This window comes from Micromonospora sp. WMMD712 (genome assembly GCF_029581295.1).
Classification (GTDB): domain Bacteria; phylum Actinomycetota; class Actinomycetes; order Mycobacteriales; family Micromonosporaceae; genus Micromonospora; species Micromonospora carbonacea.
On record NZ_CP120743.1, the window covers coordinates 6865032 to 6888195 of the forward strand.

At 74.1% G+C, this 23164-nt stretch carries 13 protein-coding genes and 1 tRNA gene; 9 read left to right on the plus strand and 5 right to left on the minus strand.

Annotation, left to right across the window (positions count from 1 at the left end; translation table 11 throughout):
- Positions 1 to 45 precede the first annotated feature (45 nt).
- From O7633_RS29730 to O7633_RS29760, 7 genes are all read left to right on the plus strand, one after another.
- Positions 46 to 120 (plus strand) — tRNA-Val (locus O7633_RS29730).
- Between the two features lie 513 nt (positions 121 to 633).
- Positions 634 to 3084, plus strand: a complete 2451-nt coding sequence (locus O7633_RS29735) for an alpha/beta hydrolase-fold protein (protein WP_282324739.1) — start codon at positions 634 to 636, stop codon at positions 3082 to 3084.
- A gap of 107 nt (positions 3085 to 3191) precedes the next feature.
- The gene (locus O7633_RS29740; RefSeq protein WP_282324740.1) at positions 3192 to 4238 is read left to right on the plus strand and encodes a LacI family DNA-binding transcriptional regulator; all 1047 of its coding nucleotides are present in this window, start codon (positions 3192 to 3194) and stop codon (positions 4236 to 4238) included.
- Positions 4239 to 4556: 318 nt separating this feature from the next.
- The gene (locus O7633_RS29745; RefSeq protein ID WP_282324741.1) at positions 4557 to 7727 is read left to right on the plus strand and encodes a glycoside hydrolase family 3 C-terminal domain-containing protein; all 3171 of its coding nucleotides are present in this window, start codon (positions 4557 to 4559) and stop codon (positions 7725 to 7727) included.
- 98 nt (positions 7728 to 7825) lie between these two features.
- Positions 7826 to 9661, plus strand: a complete 1836-nt coding sequence (recQ, locus tag O7633_RS29750; protein ID WP_282324742.1) for a DNA helicase RecQ — start codon at positions 7826 to 7828, stop codon at positions 9659 to 9661.
- A 151-nt stretch (positions 9662 to 9812) separates the two neighbouring features.
- On the plus strand, positions 9813 to 10811 hold the full coding sequence (locus O7633_RS29755; RefSeq protein WP_282324743.1) for a reductase: 999 nt from the start codon (positions 9813 to 9815) through the stop codon (positions 10809 to 10811).
- A 47-nt stretch (positions 10812 to 10858) separates the two neighbouring features.
- Positions 10859 to 11356: a DinB family protein gene (locus O7633_RS29760; RefSeq protein WP_282324744.1), complete on the plus strand. Its 498-nt coding sequence runs from the start codon at positions 10859 to 10861 to the stop codon at positions 11354 to 11356.
- A 423-nt stretch (positions 11357 to 11779) separates the two neighbouring features.
- On the opposite strand, the gene O7633_RS29765 is transcribed toward O7633_RS29760, so the two are convergent.
- The 3 genes from O7633_RS29765 to O7633_RS29775 all read right to left on the minus strand — a co-directional run bounded on the left by O7633_RS29765 (position 11780) and on the right by O7633_RS29775 (position 16876).
- Complete coding sequence (locus O7633_RS29765) at positions 11780 to 12775, minus strand: twin-arginine translocation signal domain-containing protein (RefSeq protein ID WP_282324745.1); 996 nt, start codon at positions 12773 to 12775, stop codon at positions 11780 to 11782.
- Positions 12776 to 12885: 110 nt separating this feature from the next.
- Positions 12886 to 15822, minus strand: coding sequence for an AfsR/SARP family transcriptional regulator (locus O7633_RS29770; RefSeq protein WP_282324746.1), 2937 nt, complete (start codon positions 15820 to 15822; stop codon positions 12886 to 12888).
- Between the two features lie 79 nt (positions 15823 to 15901).
- Positions 15902 to 16876 (minus strand): nitroreductase family protein, encoded by a 975-nt coding sequence (locus tag O7633_RS29775; RefSeq protein WP_282328681.1) that lies wholly within the window; start codon positions 16874 to 16876, stop codon positions 15902 to 15904.
- A 184-nt stretch (positions 16877 to 17060) separates the two neighbouring features.
- Here O7633_RS29775 and O7633_RS29780 point away from each other — a divergent pair, with 184 nt between their 5' ends.
- On the plus strand, positions 17061 to 17699 hold the full coding sequence (locus tag O7633_RS29780) for a response regulator transcription factor (RefSeq protein ID WP_043962597.1): 639 nt from the start codon (positions 17061 to 17063) through the stop codon (positions 17697 to 17699).
- Between the two features lie 27 nt (positions 17700 to 17726).
- Here O7633_RS29780 and O7633_RS29785 read toward each other — a convergent pair whose 3' ends face one another.
- Positions 17727 to 19418 (minus strand): GAF domain-containing sensor histidine kinase, encoded by a 1692-nt coding sequence (locus O7633_RS29785; protein WP_178067213.1) that lies wholly within the window; start codon positions 19416 to 19418, stop codon positions 17727 to 17729.
- A 112-nt stretch (positions 19419 to 19530) separates the two neighbouring features.
- On the minus strand, positions 19531 to 20610 hold the full coding sequence (locus O7633_RS29790) for a nitroreductase (protein ID WP_282324747.1): 1080 nt from the start codon (positions 20608 to 20610) through the stop codon (positions 19531 to 19533).
- Positions 20611 to 20752: 142 nt separating this feature from the next.
- Between O7633_RS29790 and O7633_RS29795 the strand changes: the two genes are divergently transcribed.
- Entirely contained in the window at positions 20753 to 23074 is a 2322-nt protein-coding gene (locus O7633_RS29795; protein ID WP_282324748.1) for a heavy metal translocating P-type ATPase, read from the plus strand.
- The last annotated feature ends 90 nt before the right edge of the window (positions 23075 to 23164 follow it).

The window sequence follows — 23164 nt, forward strand, 5'->3', positions numbered from 1 at the left end:
GGCCGACCGCAGCCGGGCCGGCATCTGCCGCGGGCCGGTGAGCGCGGGCGATTGGCGCAGTGGGAGCGCGCTTCCTTGACACGGAAGAGGTCACTGGTTCAAACCCAGTATCGCCCACCATCCACGTGTGCTGCGCAGCAGGTCCGTTGCCGGATGCCCGGCAACGGACCTTGGTGTTTCTTGCTCCTCACGTTGCGGGCGGGTGGGAGCACGTGATCGTTCAGCTTCCCGCGGGGACCGGTCTGCGGTGTGGGTGGGGGCCGGGCGTCGGGGTCGCCGACCGTCCACGGCATCGAAAAAGCATCGACTTCGTTCAATTGACAGGCCGCTGACCTGCGGAAATTGTCGCCCCGTGGTTCGTGGGATTGGCGTGGACCGTATTGCTGTAGAGAAATCCCATGTACGGGCGTCAATAGATGTCTCTTGCCATTCGCTCTACACCGGTGTAGGAAATGTAGTGCCGCTGGTGTGGATGTGGGCCGTCGTGGCTGTCGGGAGCGTCTCGACAGTCGATCTCGATGGTGAGGCGCGTGCCTTCGCTGCGGCAGGCCTTGACGCTCTGAGAGGAGCAGCAACGCGATGTCACACAGCAGTGGCCCCCGAATGACCAGCCTTGTCGCAGCCGCCGCTTTGGTGGCGTCGGCAATCGCGGCCGCCCCGGCGGCTGCCGCGACCGACACGTGGCATTCGCACGACGACGTCTACCACTACTTCAAGGTGCCGCAGTCGCAGGTCGGCAGCATCGTCGGCGGCACGCCGGCGACGCTCGAACTGGAGGCGAACATCGGCCCGAGCGGCACCTGGTCGGCGCTCGCGCTCGACCCGAGTGGCTCGGACTACGCCGCGAACGTCGGTCCGCTGGAGCCCGGGCTGTACTACTACCAGTACACCGCGACCATGCCGGACAGGTCGAAGGTGTCCTTCCGCCAGCCTGGCAGCCCGGTGGCGGTGACGTCGAAGCCGAACTGGAACACCTTCTTCGTGCCGGGTGAGTCGGTCGAGTGGATGGACGACGTCGCCGCCGGCGGGACGGTGGAGGAACTGCCCTACCCGGGCGCGACGGCGGCGCAGCACCGCACCGCCCTGGTGTGGACGCCACCCGGCTACGACGCCGCCCGGGCCGAGGCGTACCCGGTCCTGTACCTGCTGAGCGGCGAGGGTCAGACCGCTCGTGAGTGGCTGGAACTCGGCCGGGCGAAGCAGATCCTCGACAACCTGGTCGCCGGCAGGGACGCCAAGCCGATGGTGGTCGTGATGGCCGACGCCAGTTCCGCCGACCCCCGCGCCGAGCTGCTCGACGCGATCGTCCCCGCCGCGCGGGCCGGCTACAACGTCTCGTCTCGGCCCCAGGGCCAAGCGCTGGCCGGGGTCGCCACGGGTGCCGAGCAGGCGATGGGCATCCTCCGCAGCGATCCCGGCGCATTCGCCTACGTCGGCTCCTTCTCCGGCTCCGTCGACGGCGCGATCACCAGGGCGGAGGCCAGAGCGATCAACGAGGGCACCGAGCTGCTCCGGGTGTACGTCGGCGACACGCTCGACCCGTCCTACAACGACAACTACGACCTGCTGGTGGACCTGAAGAGGTCCGGGGTGAAGTTCGAGTTCGACGGCGTCAACCCCGACGACGGCGCCACCTGGGACGCGTGGCGGGAGAACCTGCGGGACTTCGCCGCTCGGCTCTTCGGGCAGAAGGTCGTCTCCCACGGCGTCAGCAAGGGACACCGTGCGCTGACCCGGCCGTACGCGCCCCCTCCGGCCGGGTCGATCACGACCCCGCACGTCGACCCGCACGGCATCGTCACGTTCGAGACCGGCACCCAGTGGGCCGGTGCCAGGGACGTCACGATCTGGGGCAACTGGGCCCCGAACGGCCAGTGGTTCCGGATCCCGATGGACAAGCAGCCCGACGGCCGCTGGCGCAGCACGATCGGGCCGCTCGACGGCTACTACTACTACCGCTACGTGGTCGACGGCGTCGACAAGAAGGACCCCGCCGACACCGTCAACACCCATGTGATGGAGTCGCAGCTCTTCGTGCCGGGCAGGTCCGACGCGATGCTGGCCGACGTCCCCGAGGGCAGGGGCGGCACTGTCTCGCTGATGACCTACGACGGCGGCCAGGGCGCAGAGCGCTACGCGTACGTCTGGACGCCGCCCGGCTACGATGCCGACCGCGCGGCGGCCTACCCGGTGCTGTACCTGTACCACGGCGGGGGCCAGAACTACGCGAGCTGGATCGAGACCGGGCGTGCCAGGCAGATCCTCGACAACCATTACCTCAACGGGACGATGGCGCCGATGGTCGTGGTCATGCCCGACCAGAATGGCGTCGACTTCTGGACCGACCTCAGCCAGCACGTGATGCCGACCGCGGCGGAGAAGTACAACATCTCGACTGATTCGGATGAGCAGGCGCTCGCCGGTCTGTCGTGGGGGGCCATGAACACCCTCGGCACGTGGCTCAACCACCCGGGCGAGTTCGCCTACATCGGTGCCTTCTCCGGGGGCCTGCTCTCCTATCCCACCGTCGACGCCCGGGCGGTCAACGAAAGCACAAAACTGGCAAGGCTGTACTCCGGCGACGTCGACTTCACGTACTCGTTCACGCAGGAGGCGATGAAGTGGCTGACCGCCCAGGGCATCGAATACGAGTACGCCGGCACCTGGGTCGGGCCGCACGGCTTCGACATCTGGATGGCGAATCTGATCGACTTCGTGCCGCGGCTCTTCGCGCCTGAGCTCAGGTTCGGCGGGGTGCGGCCACCGCTGGCCGGCGACGGCTCCGACGTCGTCGAGGCCGGACGCGCCGTGCCGGTCAAGTTCGCCGTGACCGACGCGGCCGGCGAGGCGGTCACCGACGCGGAGCCGCGCATCTACCTCGTGAAGAAGACCGACGGCGTGGCCGGCCACCGGGTTCCGGCGACACCTGTCCGGGAGCGGGCGGACAACACCGCACGCTACAGCGCCGCGAGAGACCAGTACGTCTTCGACTGGGACACCACCGGGCTCGCCCGGGGCGCCTACGAGCTGCAGATCGACCTGGTCCGCGGCTCCGTGCACACCATCGCCCTGACCGTCGGCTGACCTCGCGTCACGCGGCCGGCCCGCCCCGGACCGGGCGGGTCGGCCGCTGCGTCCGGGGTCGTGAAGGGGGCAGACGGCCGACGATTCGAGGAGCGGCGGGAGGGGCTGTGGCACGCAAGACCAACGGGTCGGCGACGATGCGCGACGTCGCCCGACTCGCCGGTGTGTCGATCAAGACGGTGTCCAACATCCTCAACGGTTATCAGTACGTGCGCCCGGAGACCCGCGAGCGGGTGGACGACGCGATCCGTGAGCTGGGCTACCACGTGAACGTGTCGGCGCGGAACCTGAGCCGGGGCCGGACGGGGGCGATCGCTCTGGTGCTGCCGGCGCTGCGCGGTGTCTACTTCGCCGAACTCGCGGACGCCGTCATGCGAGAGGCGTCCGGGCGGGGCCTGACCGTCTTCATCGAGCAGACCAACGCCGAGCGCGACCGCGAGTTGCGGGTCCTGGACGGCAGCTACCGGTCACGCTTCGACGGCGTGCTGTACTCCCCGCTCGCGCTGGGCCAGCACGACCTCCCGCTGTTCGACGTCGACTTCCCCCTCGTGCTCCTGGGGGAGCGGGTGTTCGATGGCGGCGTCGACCACGTCACGATGAGCAACGTCGAGGGAGCGCGTGCGGCGACCGAGCACGTCCTGGACCGCGGGGCGACCACGGTGGTTCCCCTGGGAGTCAAGGACGACCCGTCGCCGAGCAGCGGGACGCTGCGGTTCCAGGGCTTCCGGGACGCCCTCCGGTCGCGGGGGTTGGACGTCGACCCCCGCGCGGTCATCGGTGTGCCCGACTACTTCCACGCCACCGGCGCGGCGACGATCGCTCGTATCCTGGACAACGGCGTCGAACCCGACGCGGTCGTGGCGTTCACCGACACACTCGCGCTGGGCGCGCTGGCCGCCCTTCAGGACCGTGGTCTACGGGTTCCCGAGGACGTCCTGTTGATCGGCTTCGACAACATCGACGAGGCGAACTACTCCCGTCCTCCGCTGAGCACCATCGATCCCGGACGCGACGTGATCGCACACCGGGCGGTCGCGCTGTTGGAGGAGCGGATCCAGCTCCAGTTCGACGGCGTGCCGCGAGAGGAGCGGCCGGTGCCCCGGCGGGTAGTCATCGACTTCGCACTGATTCAGAGGCAGTCGACGCTGCGCTGAGGCCGTCCCGCCACGCTCCCTGCCGTGACGGTATGGGGCATCGACCCGCGAAGACATCGATAGACGCGATTTTTCGACGTGAAGGGGAGGGGACCCTCGATGGTGAAGACCAGTTCTGCGCCCTCGCGAGCAAGGGGGCGGGGCAGAGGCGCCAGGAGTCCAGGACGCCGGTCCCTGGCGTTCGGGCTGGCGTGTGCGGTGGCGGCGAGCGGGCTCGCCGCGGTCACGCGGCCGGCTTCGGCCTCGGCCGAGGACGCGCCGGCGTACCGGAACACCTCGCTGCCGTTCAGTGTCCGTGCGGCGGACCTGGTGTCGCGCATGACGCTGGAGGAGAAGTACGACCAGCTCATAGCGATGCAGCCGCATGCGACCTGGCGCCCGAAGCCGAAGGCGATCGACCGGCTCGGCGTGAGGTCGTACGGATACTGGGCAGAGGCGAACCACGGGATCTACTTCCCGACCGTCCCCGGCAACGGCAACTACACGCAGTACCCACAGAGCACCTCGATCGCATCGACGTGGAATCCGGGCATCACCCGGGAGATCGCCGGCGGCATCGCCGACGAGGCCCGCGTGACCTACAACACGTCCTGCCCGCCGGGCGTGCCGAACCCCGACCCCGCCGGTGGCGCCTGTCACGGCCTCACCTACTGGTCGCCGAACCAGAACCTCAACCGCGACCCCCGGTGGGGGCGGGCGGACGAGTCCTACACCGAGGATCCCTTCCTGGCAGGCCAGGTGGCCGGCGCCTTCGTGACCGGTCTACAGGGCGACACCGCGTCACGTCCCGACACGGTTCCCACCGGGGCGGCCGACTACATCCAGGCGGTCGCCACGCCCAAGCACTACCTGGCGAACAACTCCGAGGCGAACCGCGACTTCGGCACGTCGAACATCACCGAGCGTTCGATGCACGAGTATTTCCTGCCGCCCTTCGCGGCCTCGGCCGGCGAGGCGGGCGCGCGGTCGCTGATGGCCGCCTACAACGCCTTCTCCGTGGTGGAGGACTACACCACGGACTACCCGTCCGCATCGAGCTACCCCACCCTGTGGAGCCCCCGCGACGACGTCACACCCGGCGGCACGCCCGGGACGCCGGCCGCGGCGAGCCGGTACGCCATCGAGACCATGCTGCGCAGGTCGTACGGCTTCGACGGCTTCGTCGTCTCCGACTGCGACGCGATCACCCGCGTGCACGGAACCGGGACGTCGGGACACTCGTGGCACCCCGTCCAACTCGGCGGGCAGACGCAGATCAGCAAGACCCTCGGCAACGCCTGGGCGCTCAAGGCCGGCACCGATCTCGACTGCTCGGGCGGCGACTACCCGACGGCGAGCGGACTCCCGGCAGCGCAGAGCCAGGGCTTCGTGAGCGAGGCCGACGTCGACATCGCGCTCGTGCGCGCCTTCACCGCGCGGTTCCAGCTGGGCGAGTTCGACCCCGTCGCCTCGGTCCCGTGGAACAGCGATTCCTACTCGCTGTCGGAGGCCGGCGACCCCGATGTGAAGCTGGCCTCGCCGGCGCACCGTGCGGTCGCGCACGAGTCCGCCATCGAGGCGCCCGTGCTGCTCAAGAACGCCGGCGGGGCGCTCCCGTTCGCGGGCGCGGCGTCCGGCAGGACCGTCGCCCTCGGGCACGTGGACACCCTCAACAACTTCCAGTCGGGCTCCTACTCCGGGCCCACGGCGGTCGACACCACCTTCGCCCAGGCGCTGGCCGAGCGGACGGGGTCGGCTTCCTCGGCCGTGACCGCGGGCTCCACCACGCCGTTCCTGTCCAGCCACCTTGCGGTGTTCCCCGACGTCCTCGACGCCGACGGCACCGCGATCACCACCTCCGTGTGCGCCAGCAGCCCCTGCGATCCCGTGGCGGACGCGGCGACCGCCGAATACCAGATCTCACAGGCGGACAACGTCGTGGTCGTCGTCGGTCACCGGAACAACGACGGCGGAGAGGGCACGGACCGTTCGACGGTCGTCCTGCCGCGCATGCAGGCCGAGCTGATCCGGGACTCGATCGCCCCGCTCGCACAGAAGTACGGCAAGAAGATCGCGGTGTGGATCCAGGCCAAGACCATGGTCGACGTCAGCGCGTTCAAGGACCTGCCGAGCGTGGGGGCGATCGTCTGGTCGTCCTTCAACGGCATGTACCAGGGCAGGGCGATGGCCGAGTTGCTGTTCAACGACGCGGTGGCGCTGGAGGACGGGCGTACCGCGGTGGCCAACTTCTCCGGCAAGCTGCCGCTGACCTGGTACTCCGACGTCGACGCGCAACTCGGGCCGGCGGCCGCTCCGGACCGCGCGGTCGAGGACTACCGGATGACCAGGGCGGAAGGCGCCAGGTGCGGCCGGACCTACCTCTACTACCAGGTCGGTCCTGGTTGCGCGGCTCCCCACTACGTGTTCGGCCAGGGCCTGTCCTACTCGCCCTTCGGCTACGGCACCCCGAGGCTGTCGTCCTCGAAGATCACTCCCGACGAGTCGGTGACGGTCTCGGTGCCCGTGTCGAACCGGGCCGCCGATCGCCCGGGCAAGGCTGTGGTGGAGGTCTACGCCAGGGCCCCGCAGGGCGCCGACGGTAGCCAGCGCCCGCTCAAGCAGCTGAAGGGTTTCGTCAAGAGCGACCTGATCGCCGCGAAGACCACGACGGTGAAGGTCACCATCGACGCCGGTGACCTGTGGTTCTGGGACGACGTGAAGCACAGGAAGGTGTTTCCCACGGGCGACTGGACCATCCTGGCCGGGCCGAGCTCGGCCGACGCCGACCTGAAGTCGGTGAAGCTGCGGGTGACCGGACGCCGGACGCCCGGCGTCGAGGTGGTCTCGGCCCAGCCGGACGCCACCGAGTTGAGCCTGGACACCCCCGACAACCGGATCAACGCGCGACTGTCGGTCACCAGGCACGACATGACGTTCTGGGACCTGTCCGACCGGGCGCTCAAGGTGACGTACGCCTCCTCCGACCCGTCGGTCGCGACGGTCGACGCCGGCGGCTCGGTCAAACCGGTGTCCACCGGCGCCGTCCTGATCACGGCCAGGGCCACCGCCGACGGGGAGAGCAGGTCGACCACGTTCCCGGTCGTGGTGACCTCCGGCGCACCGGACGCCACCGGCTCGGCGTTCCCGAACGCCTACCTGTCGCGGGTCGACTTCGGCGACCGGGCGGTCAGGCTCGACCAGGCATCCTCGGGGACGCAGCTGTCCGCGCGGGTGTTCCCGGCGGACCCGACGGCGACGTACAGCTTTCAGATCGCCCCGATGGACACCAACACCGCCGGTGCGAGCGTCACCCCGGCGGGAGTCCTGACCGCGGCGAGGACCGGGCACGTGCGGGTGACCGTCACGGCAACCGGTGCCGGCGTGCAGACGTCGGAGTCCGCCCTGATGACGATCACACCCGGGCGCCGGTGGGACACCACCGGGGTGGCCCCGGCCCCTACGAGTTGGAGATCGACCCGGGCGACGGCTCCGTTCGCGCCGTCGCCCTGATCATCGACCGACCTCGCGTCACGCGGCCGGCCCGCCCGATCCGGGGCGGGCCGGCCGGGTCCGGCGAGGGTGTCGGGCCGCCCTCGTAGACTCGCCGGATGACTTCCCCCAGCGACACGCTCGCCGAGACTCCGCTGGGCGTGCTCCGGCGGGTCTTCGGCTACGACGCCTTCCGGGGCGAGCAGCAGGAGATCATCGACCACGTGGTCGGCGGCGGCGACGCCCTGGTCCTCATGCCCACCGGCGGCGGCAAGTCGCTGTGTTACCAGATCCCCGCGCTGGTGCGCGACGGCGTCGCGGTGGTCGTCTCCCCGCTGATCGCCCTCATGCAGGACCAGGTGGACGCGCTCACCGCCGTCGGGGCGCGCGCCGGCTTCCTCAACTCCACCCTCGACCCCGACGCCCGCCGCCTCGTCGAGGCGCAGTTCGTCGCCGGTGAGCTGGACCTGCTCTACCTCGCCCCCGAGGCGCTGGGCAGCGGGGGCACGCTGCGACTGCTCGACCGGGGCCGCATCGCGCTGTTCGCCATCGACGAGGCGCACTGCGTGGCGCAGTGGGGCCACGACTTCCGCCCCGACTATCTCGCGTTGTCGATGCTGCACGAGCGCTGGCCCGACGTGCCGCGCATCGCGCTGACCGCCACCGCCACCGCCGAGACCGCGAAGGAGATCGCCACCCGGCTCGACCTCACCGGGGCGCGGCACTTCGTGGCCAGCTTCGACCGGCCCAACATCCAGTACCGGATCGTGGCCAAGCGGGAGCCCCGCAAGCAACTGCTCGACCTGATCCGCGCCGAGCACCCGGGCGACGCCGGGATCGTCTACTGCCTGTCCCGCGCCTCGGTCGACAAGACCGCCGAGTTCCTCGTCGCCAACGGCGTCGCCGCGCTGCCCTACCACGCGGGGCTCGACGCGGCGACCCGCGCCGACCACCAGAAGCGGTTCCTGCGCGACGACGGCCTGGTCATGGTCGCCACCATCGCCTTCGGCATGGGCATCGACAAGCCCGACGTGCGGTTCGTCGCCCACCTCGACCTGCCGCGCTCCGTGGAGGGCTACTACCAGGAGACCGGCCGCGCCGGCCGCGACGGCCTGCCGTCGACGGCCTGGCTGGCGTACGGGTTGCAGGACGTGGTGCAGCAGCGCAAGATGATCGACTCCTCGGAGGGCGACGCGGCGCACCGGCGGGTGCTCGCCGCCCACCTCGACGCCATGCTCGCCCTCTGCGAGACCGTCGAGTGCCGGCGGGTGCGGCTGCTCAGCTACTTCGGGCAGGCGAGCGGGCCGTGCGGCAACTGCGACACCTGCCTGGAGCCGCCCGAGTCGTGGGACGGCACGATCGCCGCCCAGAAGCTGCTGTCGACGGTGCTGCGGCTGCACCGCGAACGCAACCAGAAGTTCGGCGCGGGTCAGTGCATCGACATCCTGCTCGGCCGGCGCACCGAGAAGGTCGTCCAGCACCGGCACGACTCGCTGACCGTGTTCGGCATCGGCGAGGAGCTGAGCGAGGCCGAGTGGCGGGGCGTCGTGCGGCAGCTCCTCGCGCAGGGCCTGCTGGCCGTCGAGGGCGACTACGGCACCCTCGTGCTCACCGACGCCAGCGCCGAGGTGCTGGGCCGCCGCCGGCCGGTGCCGATGCGCCGCGAGACCGTCCGGCCGCCGAAGGCGCGGTCGGCGGCGAAGGCCCGCCCCGGCGCGGCGGCGGTCGTCGAGCTGTCCGCCGAGGCCGAGCCCGTGTTCGAGCGGCTGCGCGCCTGGCGGGCGGCCACGGCCAAGGAGCAGGGCGTGCCCGCGTACGTGGTGTTCCACGACGCCACGCTGCGGCAGATCGCCGCCGATCCGCCGTCGACGCTGGACGAGCTGGCCCGGGTCAACGGCGTCGGCGAGGCCAAGCTCGCCCGCTACGGCGAGCAGCTTCTCGCCGCCCTGGGGTGAAGGAAGGGCACCTTGTTAACGCATTCTGTAGAGCAGGGGCCCCTTCCTAACGTCTTCGGCTGGCCCGGCCGCCCCGGGTTCTGCCGTCGGCAGATCCGCTGCGGGTGAACACCCGTCGCGGCCGGGCCCCTGCCCGGGGCAGGGTGGAGCGATGAGACTCCTGGTGCTGGGCGGGACGGGCTTCGTGGGCGGGGCGACGGTAGCCGAGGCGGTGCGCCGCGGCTGGTCGGTGACGGTGTTCAACCGGGGGGTGAGCGCCGCGCCACCGGCGGGCGTACACCGGTTGCGGGGTGACCGGGACGCGCCCGGCGGGCTCGCCGCGCTGGCCGGCGGCGAGTGGGACCTCGTCGTCGACACCTGGGACGGCACGCCCCGCGCGGTCGGCGACGCCGCCCGCGCCCTGCGCGACCGGGCCGGCTGGTTCGGGTACGTCTCCAGCGGCTCCGTCTACGCCCGGCCGGTCCCGCACGGCGTCGGCGAGGACGCGCCCCTCGTCGCCGCGGAGCCCGACGCCGTCGACGGCTCCTACGCGCAGTTCAAGGCCGGCGGGGAACGGGCCGCGACGGCGGTGTTCGGCGACCGGGCGCTGCTGGCCCGCGCCGGGCTGATCCTCGGCCCCGGGGAGGACATCGGTCGGCTGCCCTGGTGGCTGCACCGGGTCGCCCGGGGCGGCGACGTGCTCGCCCCCGGCCCGGTCGACCTGCCCCTGCAGTACGTCGACGTCCGCGACCTGGCGGCGTGGCTGCTGGACCGGGGCGTGGCGGGCGACGGCGGGGCGTACAACGTGCTGTCGCGGACCGGGCACGCGACGATGGGTGAGCTGCTCGACGCCTGCGTCGCCGTCACCGGCTCGACCGCCCGGCTGCGCTGGACCGACCCGGACACGGTCCTCGCCGCCGGGGTGGAACCGTGGAACGACCTGCCGATCTGGGTGCCCCTCGGGCACGAGTACCGCTGGTTGCAGGAGCGCGGGGTGCAGCGGGCGCACGCGACGGGGCTGACCTGCCGGCCGGTGGCCGGGACCGTCGCCGACACCTGGGCCTGGCTGCGCGCGGTCGGTGGCGTGCCGCCGCGCGCCGGGCGTCCGGCCCGCCCGCCGGTGGGCCTGGACCCGCAGCGGGAGGCCGCCCTGCTCGCCGCCGCCGGTTGACCGGTCGACCGGTCGTTCGCGGCGCGACGATCTGGAATGCTTCGGCCATGCCCTCCTTTCCGCCCACCTTCGCCGACCGGGTCATCGCACAGCCGGCCCGTGCCCAGTTCGAGGCGTTCATCGACGAGCACCGCAGTGCGCTCCACCACTGCCTCGACGGGCTGACTGAGGAACAGGCGCGTCGATCGCTGGTGCCCTCCCGGACCACGCTGCTGGGCCTGGTGAAGCACGCCACCTTCGTCGAGAGGGTCTGGTTCGACGAGGCCATCACGTGCCGGCCGCGCGTCGAGCTCGGCCTCCCCGCGGCCTCGGAGGACTCGTTCCTCCTCGACGACGGTGACACGATCGCCAGCGTCCAGCAGGCGCACCGCGAAGCCTGCGAGGCGGCCCGCCGGGCGACGTCGTCCCTGGACCTGGACGACATCCTGCGTGGCAACCGGCGGGGCCCGCTGCCGTTGCGGTGGGTCTATCTGCACGTGCTGCGCGAACTCGCCCAGCACTGCGGGCACGCCGACATCCTCCGGGAGCAGATCCTCGACGAGTAGCGCGCGGAAGTGGGGCGGTGCCGTGTGGGCGAGATCGTGCTCGATCCCGGAAAGAGTGGCTCTCGGCCCGAGTGATGCCACTCGATCCCTGATCGAGCGCGATCTCGTTCCCCGATCGGGCGCGACCGGAGGAACGGAAGCCCGGCCCCGACGGAACGCGCCGGCATGGAGCCGGAACGCGCCGGCATGGAGCCGGAATGCGCCGCGCCCCGCCGGCGGCGTAGCCGCCTCCGGGCGCCCGCCGACGGCGTACCACGCAACGGCGGGTCGCGGCCGTCCCACACCGACGGCCGCGACCCGCCGCACCCGGGGCGGGGCTGGTCCCGGTGACCCCGCCACGGGTGCCGCCGCACCACGGACCGGGGCCCGCCGCAGGCCGACTCCGCAACGTCAGCCGCCAGCGGCGCACCCCGGTCCGGGCGGTCAGGGGTGGGTGCCGATCTGGTCGGCCTCGCCCTCGCCGATGCCGTACTGCCGCTCGGCGGGCGGGATGCCGTAGAAGCAGACGCTGTCGATCTGCCCGGCGGTCTCGTTCGCCACCGACGAGCCGAAGCTCACGTAGCGGTAGCCCCGGTCGGACTTCGCGCCGTCGATCCCGGCCTCGGTGACCTTCATGCTGATCCGGTTGTTCCAGCCCCGCACGTAGTCGATCATCTTGTACGGGTTGCGCTCGCCCCCGCCGTCCGCGCCGCGCGTGAGGTACGTCGAGCTGTAGCAGTGCACCGTCACCACGTCCGGCTGGTACGGGCCGGAGAGCATCCCGCCCAGCCCGTCGCCGGTGTCCCGGACGAACGAGTCGAAGTAGCCGCCGGAGCTGCCGGTGAAGCCGGTGCCGTCGCCGGACCACCGGCCCGCCGGCATGTTGACCGCCCAGAGCAGGTTGCCCCGGTCCTGCGACGGCTTGTTGTCGCGGATCGTCGCCAGCCGGTTCCACCGGGCCAGCCACGGGTTGGTCGGCTGGTGCCAGTCCGGCTCGTTGCCGAGCTCCCACACGAACAGGGTGTTCGGGTGCGCGTCGATGTAGGGCAGCAGCAGGCTGAGCTGGTGGCGGGCCAGGTTCGGGTCGGGGTCCTCCGACGACTGGATGATCATCTCGGTGAGCCCGGTGCCGCGCAGCGCGTCGAGCTGCGAGTCGCTGAACCGCCGGTTGTACGGGTCGCCCCAGAACATCGAGATCCGGGCGGTCTGCGGGCGCATCCGGCGCAGGATGTCGACCTTGCGGCTGAAGTCGATGTTGTTGCTGGCGTCGCCGGGCGAGACGACGGCCCCCCACTTCATGTAGTAGGCGGCCGAGGCGGGCTGGGCGTCGCCGAGGACGCCGCCGACGGTCAGCGCGGCGGCGGACGCCCCGACGCCGCCGAGGAAGCCGCGCCGGGACAGCCCCGGGCGGTCCCCGGCGGGGATGGAACGGTCGGTCATTGGAGCCTCCCCAGGTCCGGTGGGCACGACACGCGCCCGCCGTCCACCCTCACCGGTGGACGGCCCCCGGCCCTCTCAGCCCGCTCTCACCCCGCTCGCACGGCCCCGCCTCAGCCGGCCCGTACTTCGCCGAGCAGGCGCAGCGCCCGCTCCCGTTCGCCGTCCTCGCCGTGCTCACGGCACAGGGCGAGGCAGTAGCGCAGCGCCGACCGGGCCGCCGGCAACCGGCCCAACGCCAGGTACGCCGCGCCGAGGCGGCGCAGCGCGATCAGCTCGCCGATGCCGTCGCCGACCTCCCGGGCCCCGGCGACCGCCTCCGTCAGCTCGGCCACCGCCCGCTCGTGCGCGCCCGTACGCAGGTGCAGCTCGCCCAGGTGCCCCAGGGAGATCGCCTCGCCCCGCCGGTAGCCCAGCTCCCGGCACAGCCCGAGGGCCCGCGCCAGCAGCGCCTCGGCGTCGGCGTCCGCGCCGCGCCCGCCGAGCACCAGGGCCAGGCTCGTCGACGTGTACGCCTCCCCGAACCGGTCACCCAGCTCCCCGAAGATCGCCAGCGCCTGCCGGAACGCCGCCTCCGCCGGCCCGGGCCGCCCGGCCACCCGGTGCGCCGCGCCGACGCCGAACAGCACCTGCGCCTGGCCGGCCCGGTCGCCGAGCTCCACCGTGATCGCCTTCGCCCGGCTCAGCGCGGCCATCGCCTCGGCGTCGCGCCGCTGGAGCCGGTAGGCGGTGCCCGCCGCGCGCAGCGCCAGCGCCTGCCCCCTGCGCTCGCCGAGCCGCTCGAACCGGGCCAGCGCCGCGTCGAAGCAGGCCAGCGCGTCGTCGAGGCGGTCGAGGTTGAGGTGCCGCTCGCCGAGGGACCGCAGCAGCCAGGCCCGGCCCGCGTCGGCGTCGGCGGCCACGCAGGCGTCCAGGGCCGCCGTCGTCGCGCCGGCCCAGTCGTCGAGGTGCTCGCGCAGCTCGAACAGCCGGCCCAGGGTGTTGGCGAGGTTCCACGCCGGCTCGACCAGCCCGGCGGCCGCGGCCCGCCGCACCGTCCCGACCAGCATTCCCCGGGACGCCTCGAACCAGGCCACCGGGTCGCCGAGCACGGCGTCGCGTTCGGCCGCCGTCCACCGCGACCAGCGCGGGGCGGCGCCGGCCACGCCCCGCCGGAAACCCCCGCCGGTACGCCGGTACGCCTCGTCGGCCAGCGTCAGCCACCCGCCGGTGAGCCGTCCCAGCGCCGCCGTCCGCTCACCGGGCGCGCCGTCGGCGTCCAGCAGCTCCCGCGCGTACGCCCGGACCAGGTCGTGCAGCCGGTAGCCGCCGCCGTCGGCGTCCACCAGGCGGGCCTCGACGAGTCGCTCGGTCAGCTCCTCGCCCTCGGCCGGCGAGCGGTCCAGCAGCGCGGCGGCCGCCCAGCCCGGCACCCGGGGCAGGTCCACCCCGCCGAGCAGCCGCAGCAGCCGCCGCTCGGTCGGGTCCAGCTCGTGGTAGCTGGTGGCGAGGCTGGAGCGCACCGCCAGGTCCCCGGTGCGCAGCACGTCGAGGCGGGCCCGCTCGTCGGCGAGCTGCCCGGCCAGCTTCGCCACCGGCCAGTGCGGCCGGGCGGCCAGCCGCGCCCCGGCGATCCGGATGGCCAGCGGCAGGTATCCGCAGCGTTCGGCGACCCGCAGGCAGTCGGCGTGCTCGGCGGCGACCCGGCCGTCCCCGATCGCGTGCCGCAGCAGGTCCACGGCCTCGTCGGCGGCGAACACGCCCAGGTCGACGTGGTGCGCGCCGGGCAGCGCGGTGAGCCGGCGACGGGCGGTCACCAGCACCGCGCAGCCCGGCTCGGCCGGCAGCAGCGGCCGGAGCTGGTTCTCCCCGGCGGCGTTGTCCAGCACCACGAGCAGCCGTCGCCCGGCCGTGCGGGCCCGGAACAGCGCCGCCCGCTCGTCGGTGTCGGCCGGCACCGCCCGGGGATCCTCGCCGAGCGCGTGCAGGAACCGGCCCAGCACGGTCGACGGGTCGTGCGGCTCGCCGCCGCCGCGCAGGTCGACGAAGAGCTGCCCGTCGCCGAACCGGTCCCGCACCAGGTGCGCGACGTGGACCGCGAGGGTCGTCTTGCCGCTGCCGGCCGCGCCGGACACCACCACGACCGGCGGCGCGGCCGGCTGCCCGGCATCCGCGGCGGGGCCGTCGGCCGGCGGCGCGGCCAGCAGGGCGGCCAGCCGGGCCGCGAGGTCGTGCCGGCCGACGAAGTCGGCGGCGTCCATCGGCAACTGGGCCGCCGGGGGCGCGGTCGGCGGCGCCGGGGCGGGCTCGGCGGCGTCCAGCAGCGGGTCGCCGTCGAGGATGCGCCGGTGCAGCTCCCGCAGCCCCCGACCGGGTTCCAGGCCCAGCTCCGCCACGGTCGCCGCCCGGCCCCGCCGGTACGTCTCCAGCGCCTCGGCCCGCCGGCCGGTGCGGTGCAGCGCGAGCATCAGCCGTTCCCGCAGCTCCTCCCGCAGCGGCTCGGCGTCGACCATCCGGTGCAGGGCGGGAATCAGCTCGGCGTGCCGGCCGAGGGCGAACTCGACGTCCACCCGGTCGCGCTCCACGGCCAGGCGCAGCTCGGTCAGCTCCGCCACGGCGGCGGGGAACCCGGCGGCTTGCGGGTCGCCCGGCAGGCGCACGTCGGCCAGGACCGGGCCGCGCCACAGGGCCAGCGCCTCGCCGTAGCGGCGGGCCGCCTCGGCCGCCCGGCCCGACCGGGCCAGCGCGGCGGCCTCGGCCGCGCCGGCGGCGAACACCCGCGCGTCGAGGTCGGCGTCGGCGACGGTGAGCCGGTACCCGCCCGGGCGGGTGGCGATGGCGTCGTCGCCGAGCACCCCGCGCAGCCGCCAGATCAGCGTCTGCACCTGCCCGACGGCGGTGTCGGGCGGCGCGTCGCCCCACAGCGCGCCGAGGATCTGCCCCAGCCCGGTGTCCCGGCCGGCGTTGACCAGCAGGACGGCCAGCAGCGCCCGCTGCCTGCCGCTGCGCGGGGTGACCGTCCGCCCGGCCACGGTCACCTCGAGCGGCCCGAGTATCGCGAAGCTGGCCATCGGCCGGCACCGTACCACCGCCGGCCCAGCCGGGGTGGGGGTCGCCGACGGGCGGCGCACGCCCCCGGCGACCCTCGCCTCAGGCCCGGACGACCGGCACGTCCAGCACCTCGTCGACGCTGCGGCGGGGGGTCGGCGAGCCGGGCTGGCCGTAGCCGATCCGCATCACCATCTGCGGGGTGCCGAACCGGCCCAGGGACAGCCGCAGGGCCTCCCGCGCCCCCGGCACCTCGATCGGCTGGGACATCATCGACACGCCCAGCCCGGCGTCGGTGGCGGTGAGCAGCACCCGTTGCAGGGCCTGCCCGGCCACGACCTGATCGGTGGTGGTGTTGCCGGCGGTGCCGAGCACCGCCACCAGCGGCTCCGGCTCGAAGTCGCGCCCCGGCGCGCGGCTGCGCCCGCTGAAGCCGCGGCTGGGCAGCAGGTCCTGCGGCTCGCCCAGCGGCCCGCCGGCGGTGGCCGGCACCCCGTCGGGCGCGGGCGCGCTGCGCACCCACTCGGCCAGCTCCGCCCGGTAGGCGGGGTCGCGTTCCAGGACCCGGTTGGCGCTGCGGGCGACCTCGGCGAACGCGTTGACCGCGCTGACCCCGATCACCAGCTCCAGCCAGCCCTGCTCGGCGCGGGCCGCCTCGCCGAGCCGCCACCGCACGTCGGCCGGCACCGGGTCGGGCCAGAACGGGGCCCGGTTGCTGAACCGGTGCGGGATGACGCCGTACAGCATCTGCTCGGCCGGGGAGGGCCGGCGCGGCACGTCCGGGACCAGCCGGGCCAGCACGTCGGGCTCCGCCGGGTACGGGCGCAGCCGCACCGTCGCCGGGGTGCCCGCCACGGCCAGCGACAGCCGCAGGTTGAACAGGGCCGCCCCGCAGGCGAGCCGGGCGCCCCAGCCGCTCGGGTCGGTCGCCGGCAGGCGGCGCTCGCGGTCCAGCAGCACCTCGATGCCGCCGTCGCGCAGCCGGAACCGCCACGGCTGGCTGTTGTGCAGCGACGGGGCGCGCACGGCGTCGGCGGCGGCGGCCCTGAGCTGCCCGACGGTGAATCCGGTCTCCATCATGATCCCTCCCGTGGCAGTCGTGCCGCCCCCGTCTGGTCCATCTCCACGGTGCGTGACCACGGTGGTCGGCGGGCAGGGCCGGACGTCCCGTCTGCGCCGGGACCCCCAGCCCGGCGCGGCGCGGGGGCGGTAGGGACCTTCGGCCCGTGCGGGCACCGGCCCGAGGGGGTAGAAACGAGGGATGATCCGGGTGTTCCTGCTCGACGACCACGAGGTCGTCCGTCGTGGCCTTGCCGACCTGCTCACCAACAGCGGCGACATCGAGGTGGTGGGGGAGTCGGGCTCCGCCCAGGAGGCGGCCCGCCGCATCCCCGCGTTGCGGCCCGACGTGGCGATCCTCGACGCCCGGCTGCCCGACGGCAACGGCATCGACGTGTGCCGCGACATCCGCGCCGTCGACTCGTCGATCAAGGGCCTGATCCTCACCTCGTACGAGGACGACGAGGCGCTGTTCGCGGCGATCATGGCCGGCGCGTCGGGCTACGTGCTCAAGCAGATCCGGGGCACCGACCTGGTCGACGCGGTGCGCCGGGTCGCCGCCGGCCAGTCCCTGCTCGACCCGGCGATCACCACCCGGGTGCTGGAGCGCATCCGCAGCGGCGTGGAGCAGCCCCGCGAGCTGAAGACCCTCACCGAGCAGGAGCGGCGCATCCTGGAGTACGTCGCGGAGGGCCTGACCAACCGGGAGATCGCCGGCAAGATGTTCCTCGCCGAGAAGACGGTGAAGAACTACGTCTCCAGCGTGCTCGCCAAGCTGGGCCTGGAGCGGCGCACCCAGGCGGCCGTGCTGGCCACCCGCCTCCTCGGCAAGGCGCACTGACCGGCCGCCGGCACCCGTCGGGCCGGGTCAGTCGTCGCGCAGCGGGGCCGTCCAGCGCAGCTCGGTGCCGTGCGGCGTCACCGGGCGCACCTCGAACTCGCCGCCGTGGCGTTCGGCGCGCTCGCGCAGGTTGACCAGGCCGCCCCGCGCGGCGGCCGGGTCGCAGCCCCGGCCGTCGTCGGCGACCGTGACCGTGACCCAGCCGCCCTCCACCCGCACGCCCACCGCGACCCGGCTCGCCTCGGCGTGGCGTACGGCGTTGGACAGCGCCTCGCGGAGCACGGCCGTGAGGTCGGGGCGGACCGGCTCGGGCACGGCGCTGTCGATCGGGCCGGTCAGCTCCAGCGACGGCCGGAAGCCCAGCGACTCGGCGGCCAGGTCGACGGCCTCGCGGATCTCGGTGCGCAGCGCCGCGCTCATCGGGGTGCGCAGCTCGAAGATCGTGCGCCGGATGTCCCGGATCGTGGCGTCGAGGTCGTCGACGGCCGCGTTGATCCGCTTGGCCACCTCGGGGCGGGCGTTCATCGCGCCGCTCTGTAGTTGCAGGCCGGTGGCGAACAGCCGCTGGATCACCACGTCGTGCAGGTCCCGGGCGATGCGCTCGCGGTCCTCCAGGACCACCAGCAGCTCCCGCTCCTCCTGCCCCCGGGCCCGCTCCATGGCCAGCGCCGCCTGCCCGGCGAAGCTGCCGAGCAGCGCCACGTCGTCGTCGGTGGCCCCGCCCCGGTCCGGCGGGTAGGCGATCACCAGGACCCCGTGCAGCGTGTCGGCGGCGGCCAGCGGGGAGACCACCGCCGGCCCGGCGGTCACCGGCGTCGGCCACGGCGCCGACTCGGCCAGGTTCTCCACCAGCGTGTGCCGCCGGTCGGTGACCGACTCGGCGAAGCTGGTCTCGCCGGCGGGCAGCAGCGCGCCGACCAGCCCCCGGGTGGACCCGTCGGCCCCGCCCGGCGCGTCGACGCCGTCGACCACCTCGACGGTGAACTGGCCGGCGTCCTCGTCGTAGAGCAGCACCACGGCCAGCTCCGCCTCGGCGACCTCCCGGGCCCGCCGGGCCACCAGCGCCAGCGCGTCGGTGCGCCGCACCTCGCCCAGCAGCACCGAGGTGATCTCGGCGGTGGCCGCCAGCCAGCGTTCCCGGCGGTGGGCCAGCGCGTAGAGCCGGGCGTTCTCGATCGCGACGCCGGCCGCGGCGGCCAACGCCACCACGATCTCCTCGTCGTCCTCGGTGAACTCGGGCGCGCCCTGCTTCTCGGCCAGGTAGAGGTTGCCGAAGACCTGCTCGCGGATGCGCACCGGCACCCCGAGGAAGCTGTGCATCGGCGGGTGGTGCGGCGGGAAACCGTACGACTTGGGATGCTTGGTGATGTCGGGCATCCGCACCGGGCGGGGCTCGTCGATGAGCAGGCCGAGCACGCCGCGGCCATGCGGCAGGTCGCCGATCTTCGCGTGCAGCTCGGCGTCGATGCCGTGGGTGATGAAGTCGTGCAGCAGCCGGTCGGGGCCGATCACCCCGAGGGCGCCGTACTTCGCGCCGACCAGCTCGCACGCCGCCGCCACGATCCGTTGCAGCGTGCTGCGCAGGTCGAGGTCGGTGCCGATGCCGACCACCGCGTCGAGCAGGGCCCGCAGCCGCTCCCGGCTGGTGACCACCTCGCCGACCCGGTCCAGCATCTCCTGGAGCAGCTCGTCGAGGCGGACCCGGGACAGCGGGCTCAACCCCAGCGACGGCGCGACCGGCTCGTGCCTCGGGTTCGGTGCGTTCACCCGGCGATGTTATCGCCCGGCGGACGCACCGGCCCAGCCTCGCCCACCCGTCCCGGCTGCCGGGTCACGCACCCGGCCCGCGCACCGCCGACGTGTCGACGATCTGCTCCGCGGGCAGCCGGGGGGTGTGCGGCGGACCGGCGTGCTCCGGGTCCGCGATCCCCATCCGCAGCACGAGGTACGGGTACCCGAGGCCGGCGAGCACCTGCCGCAGGGTCTGCCGGGTGCCCTCCACCTCGACGACGCCCGACAGCGGCACCATCGACACGCCCAGCCGGGTCGCCGTCAGCCACCCCGCCGACAGCGCCTCGCCGGCCCGCAGCCAGCTGTCCGGCTCGTCCTCGTCGCCGAAGAGCACCCCGTAGGCCGCCGCCCGGTCGTGGCCCGCCCCGATCGGCAGGGTGCCCGGGCGGCCGAAGTCCCGGCCCGGCACGGTGGTCTGCTGCGCCTGCTCGGGCAGCACCTCCGGCGGCAGGCCCGTGCCGGTGCCCGCCCGGCTCGTCCAGTAGTCCAGCTCCTCGCGCAGCTGTGAATCCTCCGCCTCCACCGTCGCGGCGTGCGAGGCCGCGGCGGCCAGCTCCATCACCTGATCGAAGTTGAGCACCTGGAGCCGCGCGCCCTCGGCGGCGACCGCCGCGGCGATGTCGCCGAGCGCGGCCGTCGGCACCGGCTCGTCGCTGACCGGGCGGCGGTCGGTGTGCCGCACCTGCATGCACTGCACCACCCGCATGGCGTCGGGGTCGGCCTCGACGCGCTTGAGGTCGCCGATCCGGGCCAGCAGCTCCGCGTCGCCCGGGTCGGGCAGCCGCTCCACCACGAACGCCCAGCCCTCGGCGGCGAGGGCCACCCGGGCGTGGTGCAGCGCCGCGCCGCAGCTCACCGCCGACAGCCGGCCCTCCGGGTCGGTGGCGGCGAGCTGACGGTCCCGCACCACGCGCAGCTCCAACGCGTCGGGCAGCACCCGCCAGCGCCACGGCTGGGTGTTGTGCACCGAGGGCGCGTGGCCGGCCGTCGCGGCGGCCTCCGCGAGCGCGGTGGTCAGCGGGCGGTCCGTCGCCGGCGTCTCGTGGCTCATCGTCACGACCTTTCGTCTCAGCCCATCGTGCCCCACCGCGCGGTGCCCCGGGCGGGGTTGCCGCTCCATCCTGCGGCACCGGCACCCCCGGACGCACGGTACGCAGGTCCCGTCGCGCCCAGGTCGTTCGCCTCCAACGATCATGACAGGTGGCGGGCGCGATTCGGTCGTTGGCCGCCTCGCCGACCCCGCCCGTTGAGAGGATCCGCAGGTGGGCACCGAGGTGCGGGAGTGCGTACCGCAGCGGCCGGTGCGGCGGCGCTGGGCGCGCGGGCTCCAGTGGGCGCCGCTGGCCGCGCTGACGCTGGCCGTGCCGGCCGGGGCGGGGCTGTGGCTCGCCGGCCGCCGCACCTGGGCGGACTGGCTGTGGGCGGCGGCGACCGTGGCCGCGCTGGCCCCGGCGGCCTGGTCCATGCTGCGGCAACTGTGGCGGCGGCAGTTCGGGGTGGACGTCATCGCCGTCCTCGCGCTGGCCGGCGCGCTCGTCGTCGGGGAGTACCTGGCCGGCGCGGTGATCGCGCTGATGCTCGCCACCGGGCGCGCGCTGGAGGCGTACGCCCAGCGCAGGGCGACCCGCGACCTGCGCGCCCTGCTGGAACGGGCCCCGCGCACCGCGCGGCGGCGGGTCCCCGGCGGCGGCATCGAGACGGTCCCGCTGGACCGGGTCGCGGCCGGCGACCGGCTCGTCGTCGGCCCCGGTGACGTGGTGCCCGTCGACGGGACCGTCGAGGAGGCCGCCACCTGCGACGAGTCGGTCGTCACCGGCGAGTCCCGGCTCGTGCAGCGGGCGGCCGGCGAGAAGGTGGCCAGCGGCGTGGCCAACGCCGGGGCCGGGTTCGGGCTGCGGGCGACGAGGAGCGCGGCGGCCAGCACGTACGCGGGGATCGTCCGGCTCGCCGAGGAGGCCACCGCGCGCAAGGCCCCGATGGTGCGGATGGCCGACCGGTACGCGGCGGCGTTCGTGCCGTTCACGCTGGTGCTGGCCGGGCTGGGCTGGTGGCTCTCCGGCGAGTTCGTGCGGGCCGTGGCGGTGCTGGTGGTGGCCACCCCCTGCCCGCTGCTGCTGGCCACCCCCATCGCGATCGTCTCCGGGCTGTCCCGGGTGGCCCGGCGGGGGGTGCTGGTGCGCGACGGCGGCTCGCTGGAGGCGCTGGGCCGGGCCCGGACCCTGCTGGTCGACAAGACCGGCACGCTCACCGCCGGCCGACCCCGGGCCGCCGAGACGGTGGTCGCCCCCGGCGGCGACCGGGACGAGGTGCTGCGGCTGGCCGCCTCCGTGGAGCAGCTCTCCCCGCACGTGCTGGCCGCCGCCCTGGTCCGGCAGGCCCGGGAGCGGGGCCTGGCGCTGGCCGACCCGACCGACGTCACCGAGGAACCGGGGCGCGGCGTCACCGGCCGGGTCGACGGGCGGCTGGTGCGGGTCGGCCAGCTCGGCGGGGAACTGCCGCAGTGGGCGGCCCGGGCCGCCGAACGCGCCGAACTGGCCGGCCGGTCGGCCGTCTGGGTCAGCGACGAGCGGGAGCCGCTCGGGGCGATCCTGCTGGAGGACCCGGTGCGCCCCGACGCCCGCCGCACCGTGCGGCGGCTGCGCGAGGCCGGACTGACCCGGCTGGTCATGGTGACCGGGGACCGGCCCGGCACCGCCGACCAGGTCGCGCAGGCCGTCGGCGTCGACGACGTGCTGGCCCGGTGCACGCCGCAGGAGAAGACCGCCCGGGTCCGCGAGGAGTCCCGCCGGGCCGTGACCGTGATGGTCGGCGACGGGGTGAACGACGCCCCCGCCCTGGCGGAGGCCGACGTCGGGGTGGCGATGGGCGCGACCGGGGCGACCGCCTCCGCCGACGTCGCCGACGCGGTGCTCACCGTGGACCGGCTCGACCGGCTCGCCGACGCCGTGGAGATCGCCCGGTACGCCCGCCGCATCGCCACCCAGAGCGCCGTCGTCGGGATGGCGCTGGCCGTGGCGGCGATGCTGGTCGCCGCCGCCGGGAGGCTGCCGCCGGTGGCCGGGGCGTTCCTCCAGGAGGGCATCGACGTCGTGGTGATCCTCAACGCGCTGCGGGCCCTCGGCGGCGGGCTGCGCCGCCGGGACGTCCCGCCGGACACCCGGGCACTGCTCGACCGGTACGCCGGCGAGCACGCCGCGATCCGCGACGTGCTCGCCGCCCTGCGCGACACCGCCGACCTGGTCGCCACGCACCCCGACTCGCCCGACTGCCTGCCCGCCCTGCGCGCCGTGCACGGGCGGCTCACCGGGCGGGTGCTGCCGCACGAGGCCGCCGAGGAGCGGCAGCTCTACCCGGCGCTGGCCGGGCCGCTCGGCAGCGACGAGGCGACCTCGCCGATGAGCCGGGGGCACGTGGAGATCCGCCGGCTGGTCGACCGGATCGGCGGGCACCTCGCCCAGGCCGGTGCCGGGCCGCTGCGCGGCGACCAGGTCACCGATCTGCTCGCCGCGCTGTACGGGCTCGACGCCGTCCTGCGCCTGCACCTGGCCCAGGAAGAGGAGGACTACTTCTCCCTCCCCGACTGAGGTGTAAGGAAGGGCCCCTTGTTAACGCATTCTGTAGAGGAAGGGCCCCCTCCTAACACCGGGTGTTAAGAGGGGGCCCTTCCTTGCGCG